Source organism: Stenotrophomonas sp., assembly GCF_035634915.1.
GTDB lineage: Bacteria > Pseudomonadota > Gammaproteobacteria > Xanthomonadales > Xanthomonadaceae > Stenotrophomonas.
Genome location: NZ_DASQCB010000021.1, coordinates 166,387 through 183,688, shown reverse-complemented (window position 1 = coordinate 183,688; position 17,302 = coordinate 166,387). Strand labels below are relative to the sequence as shown.

Annotated in this window: 17 protein-coding genes; 13 read left to right on the top strand and 4 right to left on the bottom strand. The window is 65.7% G+C overall.

What is annotated here, in order from left to right; all coding sequences use genetic code 11:
• Positions 1 to 4: 4 nt before the first annotated feature.
• Together glpD and VER16_RS17035 are read right to left on the bottom strand one after the other, a co-directional pair.
• Complete coding sequence (gene glpD, locus VER16_RS17040) at positions 5 to 1,486, bottom strand: glycerol-3-phosphate dehydrogenase (RefSeq protein WP_324809997.1); 1,482 nt, start codon at positions 1,484 to 1,486, stop codon at positions 5 to 7.
• Positions 1,487 to 1,618: 132 nt separating this feature from the next.
• Positions 1,619 to 2,248 (bottom strand): OmpW/AlkL family protein, encoded by a 630-nt coding sequence (locus tag VER16_RS17035; protein WP_324809995.1) that lies wholly within the window; start codon positions 2,246 to 2,248, stop codon positions 1,619 to 1,621.
• A gap of 186 nt (positions 2,249 to 2,434) precedes the next feature.
• Here VER16_RS17035 and VER16_RS17030 point away from each other — a divergent pair, with 186 nt between their 5' ends.
• From VER16_RS17030 to lpdA, 3 genes are all read left to right on the top strand, one after another.
• Positions 2,435 to 2,950 carry a DNA-deoxyinosine glycosylase gene (locus tag VER16_RS17030; protein WP_324809993.1) on the top strand — a complete coding sequence of 172 codons (516 nt, stop codon included), beginning with the start codon at positions 2,435 to 2,437 and terminating at the stop codon, positions 2,948 to 2,950.
• A gap of 167 nt (positions 2,951 to 3,117) precedes the next feature.
• On the top strand, positions 3,118 to 4,809 hold the full coding sequence (aceF, locus tag VER16_RS17025) for a dihydrolipoyllysine-residue acetyltransferase (protein ID WP_324809991.1): 1,692 nt from the start codon (positions 3,118 to 3,120) through the stop codon (positions 4,807 to 4,809).
• A 107-nt stretch (positions 4,810 to 4,916) separates the two neighbouring features.
• Positions 4,917 to 6,725 (top strand): dihydrolipoyl dehydrogenase, encoded by a 1,809-nt coding sequence (gene lpdA, locus VER16_RS17020; RefSeq protein ID WP_324809988.1) that lies wholly within the window; start codon positions 4,917 to 4,919, stop codon positions 6,723 to 6,725.
• Positions 6,726 to 6,878: 153 nt separating this feature from the next.
• Here the strand turns inward: lpdA and VER16_RS17015 are convergent, their stop codons facing one another.
• A complete protein-coding gene (locus tag VER16_RS17015; RefSeq protein ID WP_324809986.1) occupies positions 6,879 to 7,697 on the bottom strand; it encodes a hypothetical protein in 819 nt (272 codons plus the stop codon).
• Positions 7,698 to 8,209: 512 nt separating this feature from the next.
• Here VER16_RS17015 and VER16_RS17010 point away from each other — a divergent pair.
• The 9 genes from VER16_RS17010 (at position 8,210) to VER16_RS16970 (ending at position 15,282) form a co-directional block, all read left to right on the top strand.
• On the top strand, positions 8,210 to 8,542 hold the full coding sequence (locus tag VER16_RS17010) for a hypothetical protein (protein ID WP_313440587.1): 333 nt from the start codon (positions 8,210 to 8,212) through the stop codon (positions 8,540 to 8,542).
• Between the two features lie 31 nt (positions 8,543 to 8,573).
• Positions 8,574 to 9,374 carry a F0F1 ATP synthase subunit A gene (gene atpB, locus VER16_RS17005; RefSeq protein ID WP_324809982.1) on the top strand — a complete coding sequence of 267 codons (801 nt, stop codon included), beginning with the start codon at positions 8,574 to 8,576 and terminating at the stop codon, positions 9,372 to 9,374.
• A 73-nt stretch (positions 9,375 to 9,447) separates the two neighbouring features.
• Positions 9,448 to 9,753, top strand: coding sequence for a F0F1 ATP synthase subunit C (gene atpE, locus VER16_RS17000; RefSeq protein WP_005411133.1), 306 nt, complete (start codon positions 9,448 to 9,450; stop codon positions 9,751 to 9,753).
• 106 nt (positions 9,754 to 9,859) lie between these two features.
• A complete protein-coding gene (locus VER16_RS16995; protein ID WP_005419512.1) occupies positions 9,860 to 10,330 on the top strand; it encodes a F0F1 ATP synthase subunit B in 471 nt (156 codons plus the stop codon).
• Between the two features lie 2 nt (positions 10,331 to 10,332).
• Positions 10,333 to 10,860 carry a F0F1 ATP synthase subunit delta gene (locus VER16_RS16990; protein WP_324809980.1) on the top strand — a complete coding sequence of 176 codons (528 nt, stop codon included), beginning with the start codon at positions 10,333 to 10,335 and terminating at the stop codon, positions 10,858 to 10,860.
• Between the two features lie 44 nt (positions 10,861 to 10,904).
• The gene (gene atpA / locus VER16_RS16985) at positions 10,905 to 12,452 is read left to right on the top strand and encodes a F0F1 ATP synthase subunit alpha (RefSeq protein WP_006471335.1); all 1,548 of its coding nucleotides are present in this window, start codon (positions 10,905 to 10,907) and stop codon (positions 12,450 to 12,452) included.
• A gap of 97 nt (positions 12,453 to 12,549) precedes the next feature.
• Positions 12,550 to 13,413 (top strand): F0F1 ATP synthase subunit gamma, encoded by an 864-nt coding sequence (gene atpG / locus VER16_RS16980; protein ID WP_006471334.1) that lies wholly within the window; start codon positions 12,550 to 12,552, stop codon positions 13,411 to 13,413.
• A 37-nt stretch (positions 13,414 to 13,450) separates the two neighbouring features.
• Positions 13,451 to 14,857, top strand: coding sequence for a F0F1 ATP synthase subunit beta (gene atpD / locus VER16_RS16975; protein WP_108750369.1), 1,407 nt, complete (start codon positions 13,451 to 13,453; stop codon positions 14,855 to 14,857).
• A 2-nt stretch (positions 14,858 to 14,859) separates the two neighbouring features.
• Positions 14,860 to 15,282, top strand: coding sequence for a F0F1 ATP synthase subunit epsilon (locus VER16_RS16970; RefSeq protein ID WP_005411127.1), 423 nt, complete (start codon positions 14,860 to 14,862; stop codon positions 15,280 to 15,282).
• Positions 15,283 to 15,441: 159 nt separating this feature from the next.
• On the opposite strand, the gene VER16_RS16965 is transcribed toward VER16_RS16970, so the two are convergent.
• A complete protein-coding gene (locus tag VER16_RS16965; protein WP_324809973.1) occupies positions 15,442 to 15,828 on the bottom strand; it encodes a GtrA family protein in 387 nt (128 codons plus the stop codon).
• Positions 15,829 to 15,909: 81 nt separating this feature from the next.
• Between VER16_RS16965 and glmU the strand changes: the two genes are divergently transcribed.
• On the top strand, positions 15,910 to 17,277 hold the full coding sequence (gene glmU / locus VER16_RS16960; RefSeq protein ID WP_324809971.1) for a bifunctional UDP-N-acetylglucosamine diphosphorylase/glucosamine-1-phosphate N-acetyltransferase GlmU: 1,368 nt from the start codon (positions 15,910 to 15,912) through the stop codon (positions 17,275 to 17,277).
• Positions 17,278 to 17,302 lie beyond the last annotated feature (25 nt).

Below are 17,302 nucleotides of genomic sequence, written 5' to 3'. Positions count from 1 at the left end.
GACTCTACCGTTTCTGCATCCACGCCTGCAGGCGCGCCACCTGCGCTGCGTCCAGGCGCAGGCCCAGCTTGCTGCGTCGCCACAGCACGTCCTCGGCGCTGCGTGCCCATTCGTGCTGCTGCAGCCACGCGACTTCGCGCGCATGCAGGCCAGCGCCAAAGTCTTCGCCCAGATCGGCCGGCTTCGTTGCGCCGTGGAGCAGTGCCGCGCTGCGGCTGCCATAGGCTTCGGCCCAGCGCCGTGCCAGTGCGGCTGGCAGCCACGGGGCGTGGTCCCGCAGCCGCGCCTGCGCTGCATCCGCATCGCCCCAGTCGCTGCCGGGCAAAGCATCGCCGTGGGCGGTCCACCCGGGGCCCGTGCCGGGCAGGTGTGGGCGCAGCAGGTCCAGTGCTTCCTCGGCCAGCACCCGGTAGGTGGTCAGCTTGCCGCCCAGTACGTGCACGGCCGGCGCGCCGCCTTCCTGCAGCTGCAGCCGGTAATCACGGCTCACCTTCGCCGCCTGCGGGTCCGGGTCGGCCAGCAGCGGGCGCACGCCGGCGAACTGCCAGACCACGTCGGTCGCATGGATCGGCTCGCGCAGGTAGCGGTTGGCCGCAGCGCACAGGTACTCGATCTCCGCAGGCAGCACGCTGCAGCGCGCCGGGTCGCCGCGGTAGTCGGTATCGGTGGTGCCCACCAGCAGATGGTCGTGGGCGAACGGCAGCAGGAACACCACGCGCCCGTCCGGCTGCTGCAGCAGGCAGGCGCTGTGGCCGGGCCAGGGCCGGCGCAGGACGATGTGGCTGCCCTGCACCAGCCGCAGTGCGGGCGGACCATCGCCGGGCTGCATGCGCTGCACCATGCCACCGGCCCAGGGGCCGGCAGCATTGGCCACGGCCCGCGCCTGCACATGCTGGGTCTGGCCGTTGCGGTCTTCCAGGGTTGCCCGCCAGTGCGCGGGTGTCTGCTGCAGATCGGTGCAGCAGGTGCCGGTCAGGATGCGCGCGCCACGCTGGGCTGCATCCAGTGCGTTGAGTACCACCAGCCGGGCATCGTCCACCTGCGCATCGGCGTAGCTGAAGGCCTGCTGCAGGTGTGGCGACAACCACGATCCCAGTGCATCGGCGCGCAGCTGCAGCGACCGCGAGGGTGGGAAGGCCGGGCTGCGCTGGCCGAGATGGTCGTACAGCCACAGGCCCAGGCGCAGCATCCAGCGTGGGCGCAGATGCGGTTCCCACGGCAGAACGAAGCGCAGTGGATGGACGAGATGGGGGGCCTGCCGGCGCACGGCTTCGCGCTCGCCCAGCGCCTTGCGCACCAGCGCGAACTCGCGCTGTTCCAGGTAGCGCAGGCCGCCGTGGATCAGCTTGCTGCTGGCGCTTGAGGTGTGCGCGGCGAGGTCATGCTGCTCGCACAGCAGCACGCGCAGACCTCGGCCGCTGGCATCGCGGGCGATGCCGGTGCCATTGATGCCGCCACCGATCACCAGCAGGTCGATTTCGTGCATGGCGTCCCCCAACCGTTGGTAGAGTCGAGCTTGCTCGACTGCCCTGAAAAGCAGTCGAGCAAGCTCGACTCTACAAAACAACGACGGGCCCCGCAGGGCCCGTCGTTTCATTGCAGTGGAACTGCGGTGTGTTTAGAAGCGGGCACCGACGCCGACGCCGACGGTCCACGGGTCGATCTTGGCTTCACCCACGTTCACGCCGTCGATCTTCACGTCAGGGCGCGAGCGCATGTAGCGGGCATCGGCACGGGCGAACCAGGTGGAGTTGATGTTCATGTCCACGCCGACCGTACCGATGGCACCCTTGGCATCCTTCAGGCGGATGTCATCGCCACCGGCGAAGCTCTCGTTGCTGAAGGACGACTGGAAGTAGCCAACGCCCACGAACGGACGGAACACGTTGTCGGCCTGGCCGAAGTGGTACTGGCCGCTCAGTGCGACCGGCTGCTGCTCGACGCTGCCCAGGCGGGCATCGCCCGGACCCTTGACGCGGTGGTCGAACTTGTCGGCAGCACCCCACAGCTCAACGGCCCAGTTGTCGTTGACGTAGTAGCTGAAGCTGACGGTCGGTGCCGGGCCGCCATCGACCTTCTTGACGCCGTCGATGGGATCATTCTTCGGCTGCAGCAGCGTGACGCCACCCACCACGGCAAAATGCTTGCCCGAGGCGGTGTCGGTGCTGCTGGTGTCCTGCGCGAAGGCAGCAGGTGCAAAGGCAGCGGAGGTCAGCAGGGCGAGGCTCAGGATACGGATGGAACGCATGGGGGTATCTCCTGTTCTTTCTTGTTTTGGGCCCCCGGTTGCGGGGCGATGTCACCGTAGTCGCCTCAACATGAATCGAATCCGACGCGCGTTAAAATTTGGTTTCCATTGTTCAGCGGGCAGAGCGAAACCGCTGTTTTAAAGGGGTTTCATGCATATGCGGGCGTTCATGCAGTTGGAGGAAACGTGAGCAGTGATGCGTTGTGCATCGGCCTGCCGGCGCATGTCGCCGCGGATTGCCGCGTGCTGGTACTCGGTTCGATGCCGGGCGTGGCGTCGCTGCAGGAACAGCAGTACTACGCACATCCGCGCAACCGCTTCTGGCCACTGCTGGGTGATCTGTGCGGGTTCGATCCGGCGCTTGCCTACCCGGCGCGGTTGCGCGCGCTGGCCGATGCCGGTGTCGGCCTGTGGGATGTGATCGGGCAGTGCGAGCGGCGCGGCAGCCTCGATGCAGACATCGTGCGGGGTTCAGAAGTGCCCAATGCGCTGCCCGCACTGATCGCCGGCCTGCCGCAGCTGCGGCTGGTCGCCTGCAACGGCGGCGTGGCCTGGCAGGCACTGCAGCGCTGGGTTGTGCCGGATCTGGCAGCAGCGCCGCCACTGCTCGCACTGCCCTCCACCAGCCCGGCCAATGCCGCGTGGTCCCTGCCGCGCCTGCGCCAGGCCTGGCAGCCGCTGGCTGACGCGCTGGCGACATGAAGCGGACATCACCGGGACAATACGCTACCGACTGGAAGTGCCCTCAGGCCTGTGGCAACAGCGTGTCCCGGCGGCGTGCGTACTGAAAACACCTGTAACGGTTGGCGATGGCCCCCTCTGGCCGCACAATAGACGTTTCCCTACACCAGATTGCCGGAGTTATCCCCATGGCCGAAATCAAGGAAGCACTTGTCCCCGATATCGGTGACTACAGCGATATCCCGGTAATCGAGGTGCTTGTCGCCGTCGGCGACACGGTCAAGAAGGACCAGGGCCTGGTCACGCTGGAAAGCGACAAGGCCACGATGGAAGTGCCGTCCTCGGTCGCCGGCGTGGTCAAGGAAATCAAGGTCAAGGTCGGTGACAACCTCTCCGAGGGCAAGGTCGTGGCCCTGATCGAAGTGGCTGAAGGCGAGGCCGCCAAGCCGGCCGCTGCCGCCCCGGCCCCGGCCAAGGCGGCCGCCCCGGCTGCCGCTACCCAGAGCGCCCCGGCCCCGGCAGCTGCTGCCCCGGCCGCGCCGGCCGCCAGCGGCGGTGCCGTTGAAGCGCTGGTGCCGGACATTGGTGATTACACCGACATCCCGGTCATCGAAGTGCTGGTCGCCGTCGGCGATACGGTCAAGAAGGACCAGGGCCTGGTCACGCTGGAAAGCGACAAGGCCACCATGGAAGTGCCGTCCTCGGTGGCCGGCGTGGTCAAGGAACTGAAGGTCAAGGTCGGCGACACCCTGTCGCAGGGTGCCGTGGTCGCCATCATCGAAGCCGAAGGCGCCGCCGCTCCGGCAGCTGCTGCCCCGGCCCCGGTGGCTGCCGCGCCGGCCGCTGCCCCGGCTCCGGCCCAGGCCAGTGCCCCGGCCCCGGCCGCCGCTGCCCCGTCCGCGGGCGCGCCGTCCAGCCCGCCGGTGCAGTTCAACGCCGATGGCGTGCTGCCGGCCAAGGTGCCCTATGCCACCCCGGCCGTGCGCGTGTTCGCCCGCGAACTGGGCGTGGACCTGCTGCAGATCAGCGGCACCGAGAAGGGCGGCCGCATCACCAAGGGTGACGTGCAGAAGTTCGTCAAGGCCGCGCTCAGCGGTGGCGTGCCGGCTGCCGGCGGTGCCACCGTCGCCGCCGGTGGTGGCCTGAACCTGCTGCCGTGGCCGAAGGTCGACTTCAGCAAGTTCGGCGAGACCGAAGTGCAGCCGCTGTCGCGCATCAAGAAGATTTCTGGTGCGAACCTGGCCCGCAACTGGGCGATGATCCCGCACGTCACCCAGTTCGAGCAGGCCGACATCACCGACCTGGAAGGCCTGCGCGTGGCGCTGAACAAGGAAAACGAGAAGGCCGGCATCAAGCTGACCATGCTCGCCTTCCTGATCAAGGCCAGCGCCGCGGCGCTGAAGAAGTTCCCGGAATTCAACGCCTCGCTCGATGCCAGCGGTGAAAACCTGACCCTCAAGAAGTACTTCCACATCGGCTTCGCCGCCGATACGCCGAACGGTCTGGTCGTGCCGGTCATCCGCGACGTGGACAAGAAGGGCGTGGTGCAGATCGCGCAGGAAACCACCGAGCTGGCCAAGAAGGCGCGCGACGGCAAGCTGGGCCCGGCCGACATGAGCGGCGGCTGCTTCTCGATCAGCTCGCTGGGCGGCATCGGTGGCACCGCGTTCACCCCGATCGTCAATGCACCGGAAGTGGCCATCCTCGGCGTCTCCAAGTCCGCCATCCAGCCGGTCTGGAACGGCAAGGAGTTCGCGCCGAAGCTGATGCTGCCGCTGTCGCTGAGCTACGACCACCGCGTCATCGATGGCGCCCTGGCCGCACGCTTCACCACGTACCTGTCGCAGGTACTGGCCGACATGCGCCGCGTGCTGCTGTAAGGCACCGCTTCGCCCCCACCGTGCGGCCGCTGCCCCCTGGCGCGGCCGCGTGAACAGATGCAGTGACAGCCCGCCGGCCACGCCGGCCGGGCATGAGGAAAACCACCATGGCCACGATTGAAGTCAAGGTTCCCGACATCGGCGATTACAGCGATGTGCCGGTGATCGAAGTGTTGGTCGCCGTCGGCGACACGGTGAAGAAGGACCAGGGCCTGGTGACCCTGGAATCGGACAAGGCCACCCTGGAAGTGCCGTCCTCGGCCGCCGGCGTGGTCAAGGAAATCAAGGTCAAGCTGGGCGACACGCTGTCCGAAGGCGCCGTGGTCGTGCTGCTGGACGCTGAAGGTGCCGCCGAAGCCCCGGCCAAGGTCGCTGCGCCGGCCCCGGCGGCAGCCGCCCCGGCCAGCAAGCCGCCGGTGACCCCGTCGCACCGCGCACCGGCCGAGCCGGCGGCACCGAAGCCGGCGCTGTCCAGCGGCAAGCCGGCCGACATCGAATGCGAGATGGTCGTGCTGGGCTCGGGCCCGGGCGGCTACACCGCCGCCTTCCGCGCCGCCGACGTCGGCCTGGACACCGTGCTGGTCGAGCGGTACGCCAGCCTCGGCGGCGTCTGCCTCAACGTGGGCTGCATTCCGTCCAAGGCCCTGTTGCACGCCGCAGCGGTCATCGACGAAGTGGCCCATGCCGGTGATTTCGGTGTCGAATTCGGCAAGCCGACCATCACCCTGGACAAGCTGCGCCAGTACAAGGAAAAGGTCGTCAACCAGCTGACCAAGGGCCTGGCCGGCATGGCCAAGCAGCGCAAGGTCCGCAGCGTGCAGGGCGTCGGCAGGTTTGTTTCGGCCAACGAACTGGAAATCACCGCCGCTGACGGCAGCACCCAGCTGCTGCGCTTCCAGAAGTGCATCATCGCCGCCGGTTCGCAGGCGGTGAAGCTGCCCAACTTCCCGTGGGACGACAAGCGCGTGATGGATTCCACCGACGCGCTGGAGCTGGCCGAAGTGCCGGGCTCGCTGCTGGTCGTCGGCGGCGGCATCATCGGCCTGGAAATGGCCACCGTGTATGGCGCGCTGGGCAGCAAGGTCACCGTGGTCGAGTTCATGGACCAGCTGATGCCGGGCGCTGACAAGGACCTGGTCAAGCCGCTGGCCGACCGCCTGAAGAAGCAGGGCATCGAAGTCCACCTGAAGACCAAGGCCTCGGGCGTCACCGCCGATGCCAAGGGCATCACCGTCACCTTCGAAGCCGCCGAGGAAGGCCAGTCGCCGGCCCTGGCGCAGGGCACCTTCGACCGCGTGCTGGTGGCCGTGGGCCGCTCGCCGAACGGCAAGAAGATCGATGCCGAGAAGGCCGGCGTGCAGGTCACCGACCGCGGCTTCATCCCGGTTGACCGGCAGATGCGCACCAACGTGCCGCACATCTTCGCCATCGGCGACATCGTCGGTAACCCGATGCTGGCCCACAAGGCCACGCACGAAGGCAAGCTGGCCGCCGAAGTGGCTGCCGGCCACAAGAAGGAATGGGTCGCCCGCGTGATTCCGTCGGTGGCCTACACCAACCCGGAAATCGCCTGGGTGGGCGTGACCGAGACCGAAGCCAAGGCCAAGGGCCTGAAGGTCGGCGTGGCCAAGTTCCCGTGGGCCGCCAGCGGCCGCGCGATCGGCATCGGTCGTACCGAAGGCTTCACCAAGCTGATCTTCGACGAAGAGACCCACCGCATCATCGGTGGTGCCATCGTCGGCGTGCACGCCGGTGATCTGCTGGCCGAGATCGGCCTGGCCATCGAAATGGGTGCCGAAGCCGAAGACATCGGCCACACCATCCATGCCCACCCGACGCTGAGCGAGTCGGTGGCGATGGCGTCGGAAATCTACGACGGCACCATCACCGATCTGTACATGCCGAAGAAGAAGTAACGCGCCTGCGCATTGCACACGAGAAACCCGGCGAAAGCCGGGTTTTTTTGTATGTGGCGTCGACTCTACCGCTCCGGACGCAGGTCGCCGGTACGCCACGCAAAAACGCGGCGCCCGTTGCCAGGCGCCGCGTTGGGGAACGCGCGGTAACGCTTAGAAGCTGACGCTGATACCGGCCACCGGGCCCTTGAACTCCTGCTTCAGGCCGATGGTGCCGTCGCTGCCCTTCTTGTCGGCGTCCAGCTTGAACCAGTCGTAGCCGGCGAACACGCCGAAGTTGTCGGTGAAGCGGTAATCGACGATGGCATTGGCGCGGCTGAGGTCGCCCTTGTAGTCATCGAAGCTGCCCCAACGGGTGTTCAGGTACTGGCCCTGGAGGGTGATCATCCACTTTTCCGACGGCGTGAAGCTCAGGCGTGCACCCACCACCGGGGCGACACCGTCGGTCTTCTCGTCGAGGAACTGGCCTTCGTAGACGGTGCCCAGATCGGCGTACCCCTTGGTGCTGACCTTGGCGTACTCCGCACCCAGCTGAAGGCCCAGGTCGAAGGTTTCGGTGTCCACCACCGAGTAGTCGTAGACCAGGCTGGCCACCTGGTACTTCAGCTCGCCCTTGACGAAGCTGCCGGCCGGCACATTGACGTCGCCGAAGCTGACATCATCGCCCAGCGTCTCGCGGCGGTCCTTGTCGTACTTGAAATAGTTGAACAGCAGGCGCTGGCGGTTGCTGATGCGGAACATGCCGTCGATGCGCGGCTCCCATTCCTTGCCGCCCAGCTTGAAGTCCTCGGAGAAGCCGACGTCCTGGCCGGCGACGTTGCTCTGCCCGCGCAGAGTGTTGTCCGAATCGATGTTCATGGCACCCAGGCGCAGCGCGAAGCGGTCATCGCCTTCGGCGGCGTGGGCGGCATTGGCGAACGATGCGCCGGCGGCGATCAGCGAGAGGGCGAGCAGGGTGGGTACGGGGCGCATCGTGGTGTCCTTGCAGTGGTTCATTCGGGATGGAGGCCACTGTGCCGGACGTGCTCGTCCACCATTCGTGAACGTATGGTCCACGCGATGTGGACGGTTCAGCGCGATCCCACCCCTGCAGGAATGCCGGGCTCTGCAAAGAAGATGGCCCCGGAGCGGACTACGGGGCCATCCTGGGACCTGCGGGGCGAAGCGTCGACGAGGTTGCTGCAGGCAGGTCGACAGGTAGGACAGGGTGCGCCTGGAAAAGTTCCGTGGCCTGCGACCAAAGTTGAATACGTTGCGCTGCAGCATGGTGCGGACGCGATTGTCCCCCTGGTGGTACGTAAAAATCCTGCCGATTCGGCAACTTGCGGCTCCCGGGATGAACAGGCAGCGGTTGTCTCGCAAATTGTCCCATTGCTATAATTTGGCGGCTCGATGAGGCACCCCTGCTGTAGCGGCCTCAGCCATTCACTTGTAACCACGCGGGACGTCCTGTGCTGAACTCCGTTGAAACGGGTCGGCGACTGATGCTGCGCGCCGCGGTCTACCCGCTGGCCGCAGTGGCTGTCCTGGCTCTGGCCTTCCTGCTGGCAGGGCCGAAGTACGCCCTCGGCGCCCTGCTTTCCGGTGTCGCGGTCTCGGCCGGTGGTTGGGTGGCGGCACGGATGGCGCTGGGTGGGGGGGCTCTGGCCGCGGGATCGGCCATGGCACGCCTGATCATTGCGATCGTGGCGAAGTGGGCGGTCGTTTTCGGCGTCCTGCTGGCGGGGTTCCTGGTCTTCAAGCTGCCTGCATTGGCGCTGTTGGCCGGTATCTTCGTCGGCCTGACGTTCCAGGTCCTGGCTCTGGCCAGGCGTTGACAAAAATTCAATTGACTAAGGTTCCGGACACATGGCGGGCGAGGCTCTAACCCCTACCAGCTACATCCAGCATCACCTGCAGAACCTGACCGCACCGGTCGGCAATGGCGAAGGGATGTTCTGGCACATCCACGTCGATACCTTCCTCACCGCCGTCCTGATGGGCCTGGTGATCGTGGTCGCGTTCTGGATGGGTACCCGCAAGGCCACGGCCGGCGTGCCGGGCAAGTGGCAGGCCTTCGTCGAGATCTGCCTGGAGTTCGTTGACCGCCAGGCCAAGGACACCTACCACGGCAAGAGCAAGCTGGTCACGCCGATCGCCATCACCATCTTCTTCTGGATTCTGCTGATGAATCTGCTGAAGATGATCCCGGCCGATTTCATCGCCAAGCCGCTGGAATGGGCGGGTGTGCACTACTGGAAGCCGGTGCCGACCGCTGACGTCAACGCCACCCTGGGCATGGCCTTCAGCGTGTTCTTCCTGATGCTGTTCTTCGCGCTGAAGTCGAAGGGCCTGCTGGGCTTCATCAAGGAATTCCTGACGGCGCCGTTCGGCAAGTGGATGATGCCGTTCAACCTGATCCTCAACATCGTCGAGTGGCTGAGCAAGCCGATCTCGCTGGCGATGCGACTGTTCGGCAACATGTTCGGCGGCGAAATCGTGTTCCTGCTGATCTGGGTGCTGGGTGGTGCCGGTTTCTTCGGTGCCATTGCCGGTGGTGCATTCGGTCTGGGCTGGATGCTGTTCCACCTGCTGGTGATCCCGCTGCAGGCCTTCATCTTCATGATGCTGTCGATCGTGTACCTGAGCCTGTCGGAAGACGCTCACTAAAGTTCCAAGCTTCAACGCGTTTCAACCTTCATCCGTTTCATCACCCTTAGCAACTTAGTTCCTGGAGATAACCATGTACTTCGCCGTCCTGACCAACTTCGCGCAGATTCAGAGCTCCACCGCCCTTGCCGTCGGCATCATGATCGGCCTGGCCGCGCTGGGCGCCGGTCTGGGTCTGGCCATCATGGCTGGTAAGTTCCTGGAGTCGGCCGCCCGCCAGCCGGAACTGATCCCGGTCCTGCAGGTCCGCATGTTCATCACCGCCGGCCTGATCGACGCCGCGTTCATCATCTCGGTCGCCGTCGGCCTGCTGCTGGCCTTCGCCAACCCGCTGTCGGCTGCCTTCGCTGGCGCCGTCACCAAGGCTCTGGCCGGCTGATACAGCGGTTTGAGACGACCGGGTGCTGATGCACCCGGTTTCGGATGAAGGCCGGATGCGCCGCTACGGCGGCGCGTCCACCCCGAAACCAGCGATCGAGCTAACCATGAATATCAATTTCACCCTTCTTGCGCAGGCGCTCGCCTTCGCTGGTCTGATCTGGATCATCGCGACCAAGATCTGGCCGCCGCTGATGAACGCGATCGAAGAGCGCCAGCAGAAGATCGCTGAAGGCCTCGCTGCTGCCGACCGCAGCCAGAAAGATCTGGCCCAGGCGCAGGAGAAGGTCAACGAAGCGCTGAAAGAAGCACGCACCAAGGCCAACGAGATCATCGACCAGGCCCACGCGCGCGCCAACCAGATCGTTGATGCTGCCCGTAACGAAGCAATCACCGAAGCCACCCGTCAGAAGGAACTGGCCCAGGCTGAAATCGACGCCGCCGCCAACCGTGCCCGTGAAGATCTGCGCAAGCAGGTGTCCGCGCTGGCCGTGACCGGTGCCGAAAAGCTGCTCAAGCGCGAAATCGACGCCAACGCCCACAAGGCGCTGCTCGACGAGCTGGCCTCGGAGATCTAAGGATGAGCCAGGCCCTCACGCTTGCCCGCCCGTACGCCCGCGCCGCCTTCGCGACCGCGCGCGACGAAGGCACGTTCGCGCCGTGGTCGGACGCCCTGGCGTTCTCCGCCCACGTCGCCGCCGACCCGCGCGTGGCGGCCCTGCTCGCCAACCCGGAGCTGGGTCGCGACGACGCCGTCGCACTGCTGGCGCCGGAAACCCACGGTGAGACCTACTCGCGTTTCCTCGCCGTGCTGGCCGAATCGCATCGTCTGCCGCTGCTGCCGGAAATCGCTGGCATGTTCGACGCCCTGCGCGCCGAAGCCGAGCACGTGGTCAAGGCCACGGTGACCTCGGCGGCCGAACTGTCGGCCGGTGAGCTGGACGCGATCAAGGTCGCGCTGCGCAAGCGCTTCAACCGCGAGGTCGAAGTGACCACCGCGGTCGATGCCTCGCTGATCGGCGGCGCCGTGATCGACGCCGGCGACGTGGTCATCGATGGTTCGCTGAAGGGCAAGCTGGCCCGTCTGCAGACCGCGCTCGCTAACTGAATTCATTTAACGTCCGGCCCCGCTGCCGGCACTAGGACTTGACGATGGCAACCACGCTCAACCCCTCCGAAATCAGCGAACTGATCAAGAACCGCATCGAGAAGGTCAAGCTGGCCGCGGAATCGCGCAACGAAGGCACCGTGACCAGCGTGTCCGACGGCATCGTGCGCATCTTCGGTCTGGCCGACGTGATGCAGGGCGAAATGATCGAACTGCCGAACAACACCTTTGCCCTGGCCCTGAACCTGGAGCGCGACTCGGTCGGCGCCGTGGTCCTGGGTGACTACGAGCACCTGCGCGAAGGCGACGTCGCCAAGACCACCGGCCGCATCCTGGAAGTGCCGGTGGGTCCGGAACTGCTGGGCCGCGTCGTCAACGCGCTGGGCGAGCCGATCGACGGCAAGGGCCCGCTGGGCACCGACCTGACCGCTCCGGTCGAGCGCGTTGCTCCGGGCGTGATCTGGCGCAAGTCGGTCGACCAGCCGGTGCAGACCGGTTACAAGTCGGTCGACGCCATGATCCCGATCGGCCGTGGCCAGCGCGAGCTGATCATCGGCGACCGCCAGACCGGCAAGACCGCGATGGCCATCGATGCGGTGATCAACCAGAAGGGCACCGGCATCAAGTGCGTGTACGTTGCGATCGGCCAGAAGGCTTCGACCATCGCCAACATCGTGCGCAAGCTGGAAGAGAACGGCGCGCTGGCCCACACCATCGTGGTTGCCGCGACCGCTTCCGAATCGGCTGCCATGCAGTACATCAGCGCCTACTCGGGCTGCACCATGGGTGAGTACTTCATGGACCGCGGCGAAGACGCGCTGATCGTGTACGACGATCTGTCCAAGCAGGCTGTGGCCTACCGCCAGATCTCGCTGCTGCTGAAGCGCCCGCCGGGCCGTGAAGCCTACCCGGGTGACGTGTTCTACCTGCACTCCCGTCTGCTCGAGCGCGCTGCCCGCGTGTCCGAGGAATACGTCGAGAAGTTTACCGAAGGCAAGGTCACCGGCAAGACCGGCTCGCTGACCGCGCTGCCGATCATCGAAACCCAGGCTGGCGACGTGTCCGCCTTCGTTCCGACCAACGTGATCTCGATCACCGACGGCCAGATCTTCCTGGAAACCGACCTGTTCAACGCCGGCATCCGCCCGGCCGTGAACGCCGGTATCTCGGTGTCGCGCGTCGGTGGCTCGGCCCAGACCAAGATCATCAAGAAGCTGTCGGGCGGCATCCGCATCTCGCTGGCCCAGTACCGTGAACTGGCTGCGTTCGCGCAGTTCGCTTCCGACCTGGACGAAGCAACCCGCAAGCAGCTGGAACGTGGCCAGCGCGTCACCGAGCTGATGAAGCAGAAGCAGTACGCGCCGATGTCGATCGCCAACCAGGCGCTGTCGATCTACGCCGTCAACGAGGGTTACCTCGACGACGTGCCGGTCAACAAGCTGCTGGCCTTCGAAGAAGGCCTGCACGCCCACTTCGCCAACACCCAGGGCGAGCTGGTCGGTAAGGTCAACGCCACCGGCGGTTGGGACAACGACATCGAAGGTGCCTTCAAGAAGGGCATCGCCGAGTTCAAGACCACCGGCAGCTGGTAATCGCGGTCCTGTAGAGCGGAGCCGCTGGCTCCGCTGGACCAGATGACAAACGGTTGAACAACGCGGGGCAACAGCCCCGCGCCACGGGAAACAAGAGATGGCAAGCGGACGCGAAATCAAAACCAAGATCAAGAGCGTGCAGAACACCCGCAAGGTGACGCGCGCCCTGGAAATGGTCTCGGCCTCCAAGATCCGCAAGGCGCAGGATCGGATGAAGACCTCGCGTCCGTACGCGCAGGCGATGAAGCAGGTGATCGGCCACCTGGCCCAGGCCAGCACCGATTACCAGCATCCGTTCCTGGTCGAGCGTGAGCAGGTCAAGCGGGTCGGGTTCATCGTGATCTCCTCCGATCGCGGCCTGGCCGGCGGCCTGAACAACAACCTGTTCCGTAAGATGCTGGGCGAAGCCAAGGCATGGCAGGACAAGGGTGCCGAAGTGGACCTGGTGACCATCGGCCAGAAGGCATCGACCTTCTTCCGTCGCGTGAAGGTCAACATGGTCGGCAGCGTGACCCACATCGGCGACGTGCCGAAGCTGGAATCGCTGATCGGTGTGATCAAGGTCATGCTCGACGCCTTCACCGAAGGCAAGGTCGACCGCGTGTACCTGGTCTACAACCGCTTCGTGAACACCATGACGCAGAAGGCCAGCTTCGATCAGCTGCTGCCCCTGCCGCCGGCTGAGAAGCAGGTCGCTCACCACGACTGGGACTACCTGTACGAACCCGATGCCGCGACCGTGCTGGAGCACGTGATGACGCGTTACATCGAGTCGCTGGTGTACCAGGCACTGCTGGAAAACGTCGCCTCCGAGCATGCAGCACGCATGGTTGCGATGAAGGCGGCGAGCGACAACGCCAACAAGCTGATCGGCACCCTGCAGCTCGTCTACAACAAGGCGCGCCAGGCAGCGATCACCCAGGAAATCTCCGAAATCGTCGGCGGCGCGGCAGCAGTCTGACCGCGTTCGTTCAAAGCACACATTAGAGGATGCAGCAATGAGTCAGGGCAAGATCGTTCAGATCATCGGCGCGGTCGTCGACGTCGAATTCCCGCGTGAGTCGGTGCCGAAGGTGTACGACGCACTGAAGGTCGAAAACACCGAAATCACCCTCGAAGTCCAGCAGCAGCTGGGCGACGGCGTGGTGCGTACCATCGCCCTCGGTTCCACCGACGGCCTGAAGCGCAACCTGGTGGCCATCAACACCGACCGCGGCATCTCCGTGCCGGTCGGCGCTGGCACCCTGGGCCGCATCATGGACGTGCTGGGCCGTCCGATCGACGAAGCCGGCCCGGTGGCCGCCAGCGACAGCTGGGAAATCCACCGCGCGGCCCCGTCGTACGAAGACCAGAGCCCGGCAACCGAACTGCTGGAAACCGGCATCAAGGTCATCGACCTGATGTGCCCGTTCGCCAAGGGCGGCAAGGTCGGCCTGTTCGGCGGCGCCGGCGTCGGCAAGACCGTCAACATGATGGAACTGATCAACAACATCGCCAAGGCGCACAGCGGTCTGTCCGTGTTCGCCGGCGTGGGTGAGCGTACCCGTGAGGGCAACGACTTCTACCACGAAATGAAGGACTCCAACGTCCTGGACAAGGTGGCGATGGTGTACGGCCAGATGAACGAGCCGCCGGGCAACCGTCTGCGCGTCGCCCTGACCGGCCTGACCATGGCCGAGTACTTCCGCGACGAAAAGGACGAAAACGGCAAGGGTAAGGACGTCCTGCTGTTCGTCGACAACATCTACCGCTACACCCTGGCCGGTACCGAAGTCTCGGCACTGCTGGGCCGCATGCCGTCCGCCGTGGGTTACCAGCCGACCCTGGCCGAGGAAATGGGCGTGCTGCAGGAACGCATCACCTCGACCAAGAACGGTTCGATCACCTCGATCCAGGCCGTCTACGTTCCCGCGGACGACCTGACCGACCCGTCGCCGGCGACCACCTTCGCCCACCTGGACTCGACCGTCACCCTGTCGCGTTCGATCGCCTCGCTGGGTATCTACCCGGCCGTCGATCCGCTGGATTCCACCAGCCGCCAGATGGACCCGCTGGTCATCGGCCACGAGCACTACGACACCGCCCAGCGCGTCCAGCAGACCCTGCAGAAGTACAAGGAACTGAAGGACATCATCGCCATCCTGGGCATGGACGAACTGTCCGAAGAAGACAAGCAGGCCGTGTCGCGCGCCCGCAAGATCGAGCGCTTCTTCAGCCAGCCGTTCCACGTGGCCGAAGTGTTCACCGGTTCGCCGGGCAAGTACGTGCCGCTGAAGGACACCATCCGTGGCTTCAAGGCCATTGTCGATGGCGAGTACGACCACCTGCCGGAGCAGGCGTTCTACATGGTCGGCGGCATCGAAGAAGCGGTCGAGAAGGCCAAGAAGATGGCTGAGAAGGCCTGATCATGAGCACCATTCGTTGCGACATCGTCAGCGCTGAACAGGAAATCTTCCGTGGCGAAGCGACCCTGGTCGTGGCGACCGGTGAGCTGGGCGAGCTGGGCATTGCGCCCAAGCACGCCCCGCTGATCACCCGACTCAAGCCCGGCAAGGTCGTGGTCACCACGCCGAACGGCGAGCAGCTGGATTTCGCCATTTCCGGCGGCATTCTTGAAGTGCAGCCGCAGGTGGTGACCGTGCTGGCCGACACTGCGATCCGCGCGCAGGACATCGACGAAGCCTCGGTCCGCAAGGCCAAGGAAGAAGCCGAGCGTATCCTGGCCAACCGCGGTGAAGCCATGGAAGTGGCCGAAGCCCAGCAGAAGCTGGCCGAGGCCGTGGTGCAGCTGCAGGCGCTGGAGCGTCTGCGCAAGACCCTCAAGCACTGAGGTTCGCGCCACACCCGCAGAAACGCCGGCCCCGTGCCGGCGTTTTTGTTTGTGCCGGCGGCGCGGGGACCGGTGGGGCAAAACCAATGGCGCGACACATCGATCGGGAAAAAACGACGGGGTAGCGTCGACCGTTGGTCGACCACCGCGCGCAGCGCCTCAGCGGTACACCACATAGCGCAGCAGCAGGAACGACACGCACGCCAGCGCGCCTTCCACCAGCGGCTTGGCCAGCCAGGCGTACTGCAGGCCCAGCGCCTGGTCGGCGGCTGCCACCAGCAGGGTGCTGGCCGCCGTCAGCAGCAGCCACAGCAGCAGGAAGCGGGTGAAGCGGCGCCAACCGAGCCGTTGTCGGCCCTGCGCATCGGCGAAGGTGAAACGCCCGTTGAGCCAGAACCCCAGCAGCATGCCGGCCAGACGCCCGGCAACATTGCCCGGCACCACCGGCAGGCCAGCGGCCGTGCAGGCGACGAACACCAGCCAGTCCAGCAGCAGCTGCAGCAGGCCGATGATGAGGTAAGCGCTTCCCTGGCGCAGCAGGCTCATGTTCGCGATGAAGGCGGGCAGGCCGCCATGTTAACGGCCAACGCTCTAGAATCAGCGGCAACGACCTACGGACCGTTCCCCATGAGCCAACCCCTGCACGTCATCATCCTCGCCGCTGGCGCTGGCAAGCGCATGAAATCGGTGCTGCCGAAGGTGCTGCAGCCCATCGCCGGCCGGCCGATGCTGGCGCACGTGATCGCAGCGGCGCGGGAACTGCAGCCGTCCGCCATCCACGTGGTGTACGGGCATGGTGGCGAAGCGGTCCGCCAGCACTTCGCCGACCAGCCCGACCTGCTCTGGGCCGAACAGGCGCAGCAGCTGGGCACTGGCCACGCGGTGGCCCAGGCCATGCCGGAGGTGCCCGATGCGGCCCAGGTGCTGGTGTTGTATGGCGATGTGCCACTGATCCGCGCAGACACCCTGCGCCACCTGCTGGCCCAGCCGGGCCGACTGGCGGTGCTGGTGGCCGAGGTCGATGACCCGACCGGGTACGGCCGCGTGCTGCGCGATGCCGAAGGCCGGGTCGGATCGATCGTCGAGCAGAAGGATGCCAACGATGACCAGCTGCGCGTGCGCACCATCAACACCGGCATCATTGCCGCCGAATCGACGGCGCTGCGCCGCTGGCTGTCGCAGCTGTCCAACAGCAATGCGCAGGGCGAGTATTACCTGACCGATGTGTTCGCCTTCGCCGCGCACGAGTACACCCCGGCGGAGATGGCGCTGGTGTCCGACGCACAGGAAGCGGAAGGCGCGAATGATCCCTGGCAGCTGTCGCAGCTGGAGCGTGCATGGCAGCGCCGTGCGGTACGTGCGCTGTGCGCGCAGGGCGCGCGGGTGCTGGATCCGGCGCGGCTGGATATCCGCGGCGAGGTCACGGTCGGCAGCGACGTGCTGATCGATGTCGATGTGATCCTTGAAGGCAAGGTGGAGCTGGCCGATGGCGTGACCGTGGGGCCGTTCACCCGCTTGAAGGATGTGCGCCTGGGGCCGGGTACCGAAGTGCGCGCGCACTGCGATCTGGAAGGCGTGGTGACCGAAGGTGCCGCGCAGATCGGGCCGTTCGCGCGCCTGCGCCCCGGCACGGTGCTCGCCGATGGCGTGCACGTGGGCAACTTCGTGGAAACCAAGAAGGTCACCCTGGGCGTGGGCAGCAAGGCCAACCACCTCACCTACCTGGGTGACGCGGTGATCGGCAGCAAGGTCAACATCGGTGCAGGCACGATTACCTGCAACTATGACGGGGTGAACAAGTCGACCACGACCATCGGCGACCACGCCTTCATCGGTTCCAACAGTGCGTTGGTGGCGCCGGTGACCATCGGCGAGGGCGCGACCATCGCCGCCGGTTCGGTCATTACCCGCAATGCGCCGGACGGCAAATTGACCCTGGGCCGTGCGCGGCAGGAAACCATCGAGGGGTGGAAGCGGCCGGTGAAGAAGGGTTGAGGCACCGCATCCACGCGTGGCGTGG